This window comes from Peribacillus suis, assembly GCF_059384845.1.
Genome location: NZ_JBQXXB010000002.1, coordinates 1 through 10,885, shown reverse-complemented (window position 1 = coordinate 10,885; position 10,885 = coordinate 1). Strand labels below are relative to the sequence as shown.

Sequence of the window (10,885 nt, the reverse complement as noted above, 5' to 3'; positions counted from 1 at the left end):
CGTCTCGGTAGTTGCAAATAAAGAAATTTTGTTAGTTGCATCCTCAATCATAACATTTTCATCTTCAAAAGTACTTGGATCTTCCTGAATGAATTTTTCAAATTCTTCTATTGTATCAAAATTCAATCTTTGATTTTCAGGAATCAAATTAGGATCAGCTAGTTCTAAATTGTTATTTTTAAGAATATCCTCGATTTCAGACATAGTATCTTCATTGTTTGTTGCAGCTGAAACTTTAAAACCAGTAAATCCAAAAGATACAAATGAAACCAGTAAAACAAAACTAATTAAATACATCAATTTTTTACTCATTAAAAATCCCCCAATATTCATATTCAATGTCCAATATAAACCAAAAGTAGAATAAAATATATTATTATTATTATTTTCCCATAGAAAAAGGTACTAATTTCTTATAAAAAAAGGAAGTTCCGCCGTATATGGTTGAACTTCCTTTTTTGACAGATAGACACACTACTCATAAGGTGCTTTATGTCAACTGTTACTCCTTAGCAGTTTTAAATCGAACATGAGATAAATAAAATTACCACAATCTAAAACCTTTAGATACTAACAAATCATTTTACATAAATGTATAGCATTCCCTTAATTAGTATTGTAATATAAATTTGTTAAAAAAATACAATTAAGGGGGATTTAAATTGAAATTAAAGTCGAAACTTGCTGTTATGCTTATGCTTTTTGTTTTATGTTTTTCTATATTTCAAAGCACAGCTTCAGCATACTCATTAACGGGGTGGCGTTTTTCTGGAACATCCTTTATTACGTACAAATGGGGAGCTAGCTTAAAAGATGGTGTTATAAAAACAGGGTGGACAAACGCAGCATCGTCATGGAGGACATCAACATCTGATAACGTACGATTTTATTATGATTCAAAATCAGTAAATTACTTAACTAGATTCACCGATGCAGATTCCACTTATTATGGAAAAATGTTAACATCCCGTAGTAATAAGATGGTAACGAAATTTGAAGGTTTTGAAAATGATAATGCAGTAAAAGTTTCTACTGTCGCAAAGAGCACAGGGGTACACGAATTAGGACACGCTTTAGGTTTAGATGACAAATCATCAGGAACATCTATTATGAATACTGAGAGAGCTAGGACTAAAATAACAACTCCTCAAACGGATGATTTAAATGGTATTAAGGCCATTTACGGATTTAAATTCTGATAATAGAATAATAGAAAGAGGGAAAATAATGAGGGAAAAGAGAAGATTACTAACAATTTTATCAACTTTTATAATAATTGGTGGCGGTATTTATTTATATGAAAGTAATACTGATAACAATGAGAAAAATGCTGCTTCAGCAAAGTCAACCACTATACAAAACCAAGATCAAAAGAAAAGTCTATTAGTCTCGCATGATTTTAATTTAACAAGTAACCTATCTGAGATGGTTGAGCAATCTGATATAATTGTTTTAGGAACATATAAAAGTTTTGATTCTTCATGGAATATGGCCCGCGATCCTTACGACCTAAACAAGGAAGCCGAAGATCATTATATTGAAGGAAAATTATATAATTTTTCAGTTGATCAAGTATTGACAGGGGATTTGCAAACCAAAGAAATAAAGGTTAATCACAGGTATTCAGAAACGATTGATTATGAAGAAACATCTGGCGATGAAATCGTTTCTCCTGAGGGTATTTTAATAAAAGAGCCTTCAAAGGTAACCATGCATAAATTAGAAAATAAAGACCCCTCATTTATTGAACCGGAGTACAATAAGCAATATATAGTATTCTTAAAGAAAAGTTTTAATGCTAACAATAACATCTACTTAAGGGCAATTGAACCATACTTAATTAGTATAGATCCGAATGAAGTTGCTACTTTAAAAAGTAATCTAATAGATTATAATCCAGACGCTTATACAACTGATATAACGCTGAACGATACAACTGTATCTATTTCAAATGATATAGATTCAAAAGTAACTGATAGTATATCAGGCAAGAAACTAAAAGATTTAAAGCAAGAAATTATTAATTTAAAGAATAAATAAATTGAAATAAACACCAATACCTTCCGATTTAAGACGGGAGGCATTGGTGTTTATAAAATAGATTTGTTTATTATCCTTCTGTTAATGCATAATATTTTTTCTCTATTCCTTTATTTTCTACAATTAATACATCTATCCTTTCATTGGTAGAAAATATTTTGCTTCCTATGGGGAGTTTAGTTGCCATTTCATTTTTAAATAAATCATTTGAATCGAAAGTATAATTGCTTTCAATTTCTCCTATTTCCTTATTCTTCGTCAGACTTAATTCATCAACCCATTCGATATTCGTTTTATAAACAGTATTATTTAACATGAGTATATCAGCATCATTGTTCTCTTGTAGTACTTCTTCTGCTGAAGGTGCTACACTTTCACTTTTAGTTATCTTATTTTCTACTCCACATCCTGCTAAAAAAATGGATATACCGCACAGAAAAATAATCAGCTTCATGTATTTCATTCTCTTCCTCCTCCCATATTTGTTTAATGCTTCATGTAAATATTATATAGAAAAATATTGAAGTATCATTAAAGTTTCAGAAAAAGTAATCATTTTATGTAATTGTGACTATATATTCGCCTGGTTGACCTTTTATTTCAAGAAAATATTTATCATTCCAATATCAGAAATCCCAACATCATAAACTATTAAATTTACTTGTTTTTTCGTAGGAATTGTTGGATAATTAATCCTAATAAAATACGGACGTGAAAAAGAACCTCAACGTGTCTAAGTGGGATTGCAGTCCCCTTAAACGGTTCCCCCTAATAGCCCTAGGGAAAACACCTGTCAAAGTTCTTTGTAACTAACATATTAGTACATTCATTTTAGTGTATTTTACGGTTAGTTTCAAGTGAAAAATATTGTTTCTTTCTTTTAGACACAATAAAAAAGACGCTGTTTCCCTTAATCTTTATCGGGAGCAGTGTCTTTTTTATGGTCCTCTAAGGAGAAAATAATATGTTAATCGCAGGTAGAATCGAGAATTTTAAAGAGTTCAGCAAGTTTAGCAGTATAAAAGAATTTAATACCACCATCGAAATGTTCCTAGCCGAACATAAAGAGGATTTCACAAAAGGAGAACTCGTCGCCTTTAAGCGCCTGGTACGATTCTCCGCCAAATATGCAGGTGTGGCCAACGCCAAGATCGCAACGCTAGTAAAAGCCATCAATGACAAACTGAACGGATTTGGTGTAAGTCGATCCACTTTTGAACGGATGCTACGAAAAGCGAAGGAATTAGGCATCTTATCTATCGAAAACACGGCAAAATCTAAAGGTGGAAAAGGTCATAACGTCTATATTTTTAATACAATTGATGTATTGAAAAAGAGAAAATTGACGTATTGCGAGAGTCACGAAAACCCTTGCGAGAGTAAGGTTGAAGACGATAATTTCCAAAGGGAAACTAGTATTCTTTTAGAAACTAGTATTATTAAAAGATTAAATACACGTAAAGAGGTTCCTTTAGATTCTACTTTTACAGCTTCTTATGTTCCTAAAGAATTTATCGAGGCCGTTAAGCCTTTCTTTGATGAGGCAGCCACGATTGAAGACCTTTGGAAAAGTGTTTTCCTTGATACAAAAGCCATTTCGGACATAGTTGAACCAGATACGATTACATATACGGCGATAAACGCCTTTAAACAAGCCATTAGAGGGTTAAAACGAGGGAAAATAAAAACCAACCTGGTACGTTATTTCACAGGTACCTTTAAGAAACTCATGGATCGGACCTATTCGGAGCTTCCTTTAGACCTTTTTTCAGCTAATCACTAAGGATTGACTCCATACAAGGGATTCGTGTATGTTTTTTAACCTATTTAAGCTGTCCTTTATATTCATTTACAAGCTTAGAGTCATTTAATCGGCTTTTTCAGGCGTTTAAATTTTTCATGAGTATTAAAATAAATAAAAATGAAAAAACGAGAAATTAGGGCCTTTAAAGCGTTTTAAGCACCTTCAGGATTTTCCCTTGATTGGTTTGCAAGGAGTAAATCTTCATTCGTCATGACTGTTTTTTGTAGCCGTTTTACTGGTGCTATACACTCTCGGATGTTATAGCAAATGTATAGCATATTTGCCACTCATTAACCCAAAAAGAGTCCCATAAGGACTCTAGTCAGACAGGCTAGTATGTAACAGGATGTAAAAACAGAAACGATTCTGGTAAAAAGAAGAAAATACCTATCGTCTTGAAGCTAAGTTCTGTTAAATTTCTCTCTATATAGCCGTATAACCGGGTTTATTTATATTTTCCATACCAAAGGGAGTCTTTAGCGTAATCGAGCTTTATACGTCTATTAAAGGGCTTAAAACACCTTTTGTTGTTTACCTTTTTATAGGGGGAGATGTCTTAGTTATTCTGAAGCTCTTTTTCTACTTGTTTTTTCAATTCGTCTATCGAAAGCTTGGCTAGATCCTCTTTTCGATGGTTAATCGCTTTTTTAAATCCCCAGGCAATTTTTTCAGCTTCTTCTTTACTGGCAATCTCAAAATGATGTTCAAAAATGGCCCCAATTTCAATCAATCGTTTCGTCCGTTCTTTTCGCTCTTTTTCTTTCATCCGACTCTCCACTTGTTGTTTACGAGCCTTCATTTTCTCCATTTTTTCTTCTAACTCCTGTAATCTCTCTCTGTCTGTTTTGCGAGCCATAGATCAAGAGCCTCCTCATTACCATATTTTTCTTTTATTATAAGGGAATGGGTGATAGAATACTAGCTAAAGAGCAAGAACGCCACAATGAGGTGTGGCACTGTTCCCGAAGAACGAAGTTCGAGGGCGCACTTATACAAACTACGTTTGTGTGCGGTTGCTACGCAACGGAAAAGCATATTCGCTAGGGAGCGAATACAAAAACCAAAACATTCATCCGGCTACAGGCCGAATGGAAATAACGTATTCGTCTATCGGACGCATACAAAACCCTATCGCCTTTCGGCGAAACGTAACGGAAAAGGGAACCATCTTCGATTCTTCTCTTTTTCGTTAGTCCATTCCAACCCATTAAAAGGAGGTGCTCCATCATGGCGATTTACCATTTCTCTGCACAAGTCATTTCAAGAAGCAAAGGTCAATCAGCTGTTGCTGCGGCGGCGTATCGTTCTGGTGAACGATTAACAGATGAACGAACGGGTGAAACCAAATTCTATCCACGAGAAGTGGAACCAGTAGCCATGATTTTAGCGCCTTCTCATTCTCCAGAATGGGTACACGATCGGCAACACCTTTGGAATGAAGTGGAGAGATCCGAAACGAGAAAAAACTCGCAAGTAGCGAGAGAAATCAATATTGCTTTGCCTAGAGAAATCTCCCATCAAGAACAAACGGATTTAATTCGTGGATATGTACAAAAAGAATTCGTCGATCAAGGCATGATTGCCGATGTAGCGATTCACCGAGACGACCAAGATAATCCTCATGCCCATGTCATGTTGACCACTCGCGACATTACCGAAGATGGTTTTAATAAGAAAAATCGGGATTGGAACAAAAAAGAGCTCCTGCAGCAATGGCGTGAGCAATGGGCCGTTCATGCCAATCAATCGTTAGAGCGTGAAGGCATGGAAGACCGTATTACGCATGAATCCCACGAAAAACGGAATCTGATTCTTTTTCCAACGGTCCATCTTGGTCATGTAGCTCACGAAATGGAAAAGCGTGGAGTTCAAACGGACCGAGGATCCATCAATCGTGATCGCCAAGAATACAATCGCCTGGTCGTTGATCTCCAGGCCTACCGAGAAGAAAAGAAAGCCTTGGAACAAGAAAGAGTACGGAAGCAAGAGGAACAGCAAAAAATCGAAAACTTGTACACGCCTACCGAACGTATTCATTTACAAGAAGCTTCTAAGCTTTTGGATATGGATCGTCTACCTAGCCTGCAAGACATAGCTGCAAAAGAGGAAGAACTTAATCATTTGGAACACCAGGTGAATCAGCAAGACAAAGAGATTCGATCGAAGCATGAAATCATCCAAGGGACTTCGGAAGCGTACCGTTGGCTTCACCATTTTAAACGTCAGCACCAGCAAGCCCAGAAACAATTGGAACAAATCAATTGGATGAACCCCTTTAAGCTCAAGGGAAATCGAATGAATAAGGAGAAAGCTGAGCTTGAAATGTCTAGAACAAAGAGACAAATCACTGCACAGAAAAAAAAGATTCATGGTTACCGGGAAACACTGGGGTTCCTTCGGGGGGAAGAATTTAAGCAGATGCAACAGCAGCATCATTCCACGTATCCAAGAATCTTGGAGGAAAATCGGGAGGCACGGGGGCAGATTCATCAGGAAAGACAGGTCTTAGACAAGGCTAAATTTGCCCATCAAAACGCTTTTGTACGTCAAGTAGCTTCTGACTATCCAGAGCGACCTGAAATGAGACATATAAGCTTACAAACGGCCTTACGGCTTAATGCAATGAATCAAGAGAACGGAAATCAAGTGGTCCCTCTTGAGACCCTTCAAAAAACGCTGCATACCCATCAAGCAGAAATTCAAAGACTCCGTGGTGAAATAGATCGTGTGAATCAGCAACGGTCACGCCTGAAGCGTGTTGAAGGTTATCTGAAGCATGTTAAAAAGCAACAGACTCTTGTTGAAAAAATCGAGAATAATCCTTTCTTGAAAGGAAAATTACTTGTTTCCAAAACAGCTAAACAAGAGTATGACCAGGCTATTTCTATCCGTGCTGATTATCAAAAATTGATAAAAAAAGAAGGGGTTTCTGGAAGAAAGGACCATGCAAAACAGAGGAATACGTTAGGGAAAATGGAAGCTAGAGTCCCGGCTTTTGAAAAGCAGATTCAATCCCAAGAAAAAAGTCTCGACTTATTAAGAGCCATTATGAATGGCGTAGAACAGGCAACAAGGGATATGCATATGGAACAACATCGTCAAAGTCGTCACCAACAAAAACCAAAAAGAAAAAACCCGCAGTGGGAAATAGAAAGATAGTTTTACCTAGCAAGTGTTCAGGCTACCTTAAGAGTAGCCATGTAGCCTAAAGGCTACTGGTTTTTAATCAAAATGGTCTTTGTCATGGTGACCATTTTGTTTTATGTAAGTCCTTGGAGAGTAAGAAATGGTTTATTTGTCATTCTGTATTAAAATTTGATAGTCTAAATGATTAAGGAGGAGGAGAAGTATGACTCAACAAACAAAAAAATCATCCAAACAGAGCGTTGCTCCTACACGGGAGAAACCATACAAGTTTAGAAAAGGACAAGAAGTAAAGATCGCTTTCTTGGATGGTAAATCGATTACGGGTACGATTCATCAATTCTCAAGATACCATATTGTCTTAGAGTTAGAAGGAAAAGAAGAGCTTGTTACGGTATTTAAGCATGCGATGAAATACATAGTCAGTAAAAAACCAGAAGATATCAGTAGTGAATAATGGAAAAAAGAAGGAGAATCTCTCGAAAGGATTTTCCTTCTTTCTTTGTCTTGTATCATAAATGTTTTTCGTAAAGTATGATTTAAACCCTTTGTTGCTCCATCCGTTTTCATTACCGATAAGTCGGTTTATGTTAACTAAAAGTAGCTGTCTAATAAGTCCTTTTTAATTAAAAGAAAGCACAATGAAGAGGCAGAAATATTGTTAAATCAACATTTCTGCCTTTCCATTCTCATTTAACTTTAGATTTTAATTGATCATCTAGTATTTTTCTATAACTGATTTTTAATATGTATATCTACTTTAAGATTTTTTGTATACTCTTTTAAATTGCAGGTAAAAAAAATATAACAAGTATAAGTATTAAAACAGTCCATAAAAAAGAGAAATATATTTTTTTTGGTTTAGTTATAGTTTTAGATCCATATTTATTAACTATTGAAAGTATAAACCAATATATTAAAAATAAGAAATAATTGATTATTAAATATAAAATCCATCTCCATTTTTGAATCCATTCATCTAAAGGAGTACCTACCACTAACACCATAAGTATAAAAATAGAAAAAATAAAAATCAAACTACTAATTATATGCATCTTGTTCCATATAGAATGAGATAAGATAGTCGATTTCTTTTTGAATTGAAATAGTGTTATTAAATAAAAGCACCCAATAATTACTATAATAAATAAAATGGTCATATAAGCAGGTACTGGTAGACTAATTTGATTAGATGACATAGGGACTGATATACTTTTATTAAATATATCAGCTATAAACATAGAAATTATTAGCGCGATTACTGTTAAAAATTGAAAAATAGACCAACGAGAGATGATTATCCTCCTCCTAAAAACAAAAATTATTTTTTCTTATCATAAAATTCGATAAATAGCGCTCAAATATTTTAATAGTTTTAATAGGCATTACTCTTTGTTGTTCTTGCCTCATAAAGGACATCTGAATTAGTATGAATGGTTAAACCAGTATATACATTTGATACTGAGTTTCGACCTAAGGCGCCTCAGATGTTGCTGTTAATTTATCACTTGCATTTTTTTAGATCCATTTTTAGTAAGGGATAAACTAGCATTTTGCGACCTTTTTCCCTTTACTCACCCTCAATTCTATTATATATCGAATACATCATATATTATTCCGGAATAAAAAAACCAAAAAAATACCAAAAATGCGATAAAATGATCTATTATTACTATGTTAGAAAAAATCTATGATACAAAATAATTCTTTTTATTCTTTAACTTTGACTTTATCAAAGAATCATTTGTTATAAAAAACACTAAATTTCTTCAAAATATTATTTGTCTCTTCTTCTGTAATACCGATATATCGTAGGGTTACAGAGGGATGGGAATGATGGAGAATTCGTTGCAACATGGCAATGTCCTTCGTGGCTTTATAAAACCAGTAGCCAAAAGTTTTCCGTAACGTATGATTGCCGACATGCTCCACACCCGCAAACTCTGCAGCCTTGTTTAGCTGTCTGTAGGCCTGTGTAGGGGTAATGGGGTGTTCTCCTTTCCTGGACGGGAATAAATAGGGGCTCTGGACGTTTTTGGCGTACGCAAAGACCTCCTCGAAGCAATTCGCGATATACATGTCGCGGATTTTTTGCGTTTTGCCTTCTTTGACCCGAAGGATCTTGTGTTGTTTGCCTTTCAGGTCCAGGATCTGTTTCGTGGTGAGCTTGAGTAGGTCCCCGACCCGTAGGCCGGTTTCGCACCCTACGACAAAGAGGATATAATCACGCTCCGAACAGTGGCGCTGAAGCGCCCATTTCATATCTTCGAGTTGCTGCTGATCCCGGATCGGCTGCACATCTTTTTGTTTTGTCATGATTCATCGACCTTTCTATCACGTCTTAAAATCGGACTCCTGAACCCTTATGTATCAACGATTTGAATGTACGATTTTTTCTCTTTTTTCAGTATAAAGAGAGAAATTGAAAAAAGTCAATGAAATCAAGGATTTGAATGTATGATAATTAACATTATCATACATTCGAAATAGAAGTAAATACCCTTGTTCTTATAAAATGAACTTCTAACTTTTAGGCATTCATTTTTACTTATGAAAACATTGATTTTTCATTTATACTTAGATATATGGCAGGATTTAAGCAGGCACATGATTAATTAATAAATACATAGCTCTTAGAGATAGGTAAAATCCTTTATAAATTTACTTATCCATCCTATATATCCAACTTACCCATGTTTAGAACCATATTAGAAAGGTGGCTGGGAACTTGAATAAAAGTGAAAACCCAAGTGACGAAAAGCAAGCTGAAAACTTGGATAAAGGTTTTACAGTCAAAGAGGTAGCAAGTTTCATAGATGAAACTCCAAACGTCATTAGAAACTGGTTTAAGGAGCTGCGCCAATATATCCCGCACGAAAAGAGCGATAAAGGAAACGGCTATAACATTTATAAGCGTGAAGGAATAGAACGCTTCAAAGAGATACAAGCCCTTCACCGCGAACAAAACTGGAGTATGAAGCAAATAGAACATTACTTTGCTACTGGAGGGGAATCATTTAAGCCAGAACCAGAAAAGAAAGCCGGGGAATTGATCGCGGAAGAATTAAAAACCATACGTGAAGAAATGGTGGCACTTAGGAAAGAAAATAAACAAATGAAAGAACAGTTGGATAACCAAGAAACTTTTAATAAAGAGTTTGTTATCCCAGGTATCCAACAAATAAAAGGTGAAGTATCTAGCATTAGAGGAAGTATAGAACGAGATAAAGAACTGGATGAATCCAATAGGGCAGCAAAGGAAGCTAAACAATTAATAGCAGCAGCCAATGAAAATCCGGATACTAACCTGGATAAACAAAAAAAGGGTTTCTTTGCTCGACTTTTCGGAAAGTGAACAAAGAAACCCAGGTTAGACCTCCGCGTCACCACGAACATCCTTGTCTTAAAACTAGCCGTTACTAAAACCGGAGAAGAGATTTTAATAAAAAAATTATTTAGTACGCTTATTCATTTTCTTAATTTTGATGATTTTGTATATAAGAAATCCTATTGCAACTACAAGAGCTACAAAACCAATTTGATATACCGTATCAAACCAATTAATACTAGACTCTGTGGTACCCATACTATTTCCCCTTTCTTAATGCTAATATTTAATAGTGTATGTTACTGACTTTTGATAACCAACAGGTTGTCCAACAACATTTACTCCATATAACTTTGAACCCTTTGCATAAGCTTTTCCACCTGTTTTAGTTGAATTCATTTCATAATAAGAAGCATTATCATTAGGAGTATATGTAATCCCCATGAGAACACCTGTTTGCTCACTCCATATCTTCACGCCAGATACTTTTTTAGTAGACTTATTTTTTGTAAACCTAACATAAGATGTAATTTTACCAAAACCACTTTTTTCTACGTAACTATTTGTTA

The 10,885-nt window shown here is 35.0% G+C and carries 11 protein-coding genes; 6 read left to right on the top strand and 5 right to left on the bottom strand.

What is annotated here, in order from left to right; all coding sequences use genetic code 11:
* The coding region (locus AC503W_RS20680; RefSeq protein WP_494917478.1) for a hypothetical protein at positions 1–312 on the bottom strand (312 nt) is incomplete at its 3' end.
* A gap of 350 nt (positions 313–662) precedes the next feature.
* Here AC503W_RS20680 and AC503W_RS20675 point away from each other — a divergent pair.
* Positions 663–1,199 carry a matrixin family metalloprotease gene (locus AC503W_RS20675; RefSeq protein WP_494917476.1) on the top strand — a complete coding sequence of 179 codons (537 nt, stop codon included), beginning with the start codon at positions 663–665 and terminating at the stop codon, positions 1,197–1,199.
* A 28-nt stretch (positions 1,200–1,227) separates the two neighbouring features.
* Complete coding sequence (locus tag AC503W_RS20670) at positions 1,228–2,040, top strand: hypothetical protein (protein WP_494917474.1); 813 nt, start codon at positions 1,228–1,230, stop codon at positions 2,038–2,040.
* Between the two features lie 70 nt (positions 2,041–2,110).
* Here AC503W_RS20670 and AC503W_RS20665 read toward each other — a convergent pair whose 3' ends face one another.
* The gene (locus AC503W_RS20665; RefSeq protein ID WP_494917472.1) at positions 2,111–2,503 is read right to left on the bottom strand and encodes a hypothetical protein; all 393 of its coding nucleotides are present in this window, start codon (positions 2,501–2,503) and stop codon (positions 2,111–2,113) included.
* 501 nt (positions 2,504–3,004) lie between these two features.
* On the opposite strand from AC503W_RS20665, the gene AC503W_RS20660 reads away from it, so the two are divergent.
* The gene (locus AC503W_RS20660; RefSeq protein WP_494917470.1) at positions 3,005–3,823 is read left to right on the top strand and encodes a hypothetical protein; all 819 of its coding nucleotides are present in this window, start codon (positions 3,005–3,007) and stop codon (positions 3,821–3,823) included.
* Between the two features lie 577 nt (positions 3,824–4,400).
* Here the strand turns inward: AC503W_RS20660 and AC503W_RS20655 are convergent.
* Positions 4,401–4,700 (bottom strand): hypothetical protein, encoded by a 300-nt coding sequence (locus AC503W_RS20655; RefSeq protein WP_494917468.1) that lies wholly within the window; start codon positions 4,698–4,700, stop codon positions 4,401–4,403.
* Between the two features lie 371 nt (positions 4,701–5,071).
* Here AC503W_RS20655 and mobQ point away from each other — a divergent pair, with 371 nt between their 5' ends.
* Together mobQ and AC503W_RS20645 are read left to right on the top strand one after the other, a co-directional pair.
* Entirely contained in the window at positions 5,072–7,003 is a 1,932-nt protein-coding gene (mobQ, locus tag AC503W_RS20650; RefSeq protein ID WP_494917466.1) for a MobQ family relaxase, read from the top strand.
* A 190-nt stretch (positions 7,004–7,193) separates the two neighbouring features.
* Positions 7,194–7,445 (top strand): RNA chaperone Hfq, encoded by a 252-nt coding sequence (locus AC503W_RS20645; protein WP_494917465.1) that lies wholly within the window; start codon positions 7,194–7,196, stop codon positions 7,443–7,445.
* Between the two features lie 1,283 nt (positions 7,446–8,728).
* Here the strand turns inward: AC503W_RS20645 and AC503W_RS20640 are convergent.
* A complete protein-coding gene (locus AC503W_RS20640; RefSeq protein WP_494917463.1) occupies positions 8,729–9,304 on the bottom strand; it encodes a tyrosine-type recombinase/integrase in 576 nt (191 codons plus the stop codon).
* Between the two features lie 412 nt (positions 9,305–9,716).
* On the opposite strand from AC503W_RS20640, the gene AC503W_RS20635 reads away from it, so the two are divergent.
* Complete coding sequence (locus AC503W_RS20635) at positions 9,717–10,343, top strand: MerR family transcriptional regulator (RefSeq protein WP_494917462.1); 627 nt, start codon at positions 9,717–9,719, stop codon at positions 10,341–10,343.
* 252 nt (positions 10,344–10,595) lie between these two features.
* Here AC503W_RS20635 and AC503W_RS20630 read toward each other — a convergent pair.
* Positions 10,596–10,885, bottom strand: a 290-nt coding sequence (locus AC503W_RS20630; protein ID WP_494917460.1) for a hypothetical protein, incomplete at its 5' end; no start/stop codon positions are given.

What these genes read in the sequence shown, in the direction of transcription:
- AC503W_RS20670 (WP_494917474.1), top strand. Translation starts at nt 1,228, where the DNA reads ATGAGGGAAAAGAGAAGATTACTAACAATTTTATCAACTTTTATAATA.
- AC503W_RS20665 (WP_494917472.1), bottom strand. Translation starts at nt 2,503, where the DNA reads ATGAAATACATGAAGCTGATTATTTTTCTGTGCGGTATATCCATTTTT.
- AC503W_RS20660 (WP_494917470.1), top strand. Translation starts at nt 3,005, where the DNA reads ATGTTAATCGCAGGTAGAATCGAGAATTTTAAAGAGTTCAGCAAGTTT.
- AC503W_RS20655 (WP_494917468.1), bottom strand. Translation starts at nt 4,700, where the DNA reads ATGGCTCGCAAAACAGACAGAGAGAGATTACAGGAGTTAGAAGAAAAA.
- mobQ (WP_494917466.1), top strand. Translation starts at nt 5,072, where the DNA reads ATGGCGATTTACCATTTCTCTGCACAAGTCATTTCAAGAAGCAAAGGT.
- AC503W_RS20645 (WP_494917465.1), top strand. Translation starts at nt 7,194, where the DNA reads ATGACTCAACAAACAAAAAAATCATCCAAACAGAGCGTTGCTCCTACA.
- AC503W_RS20640 (WP_494917463.1), bottom strand. Translation starts at nt 9,304, where the DNA reads ATGACAAAACAAAAAGATGTGCAGCCGATCCGGGATCAGCAGCAACTC.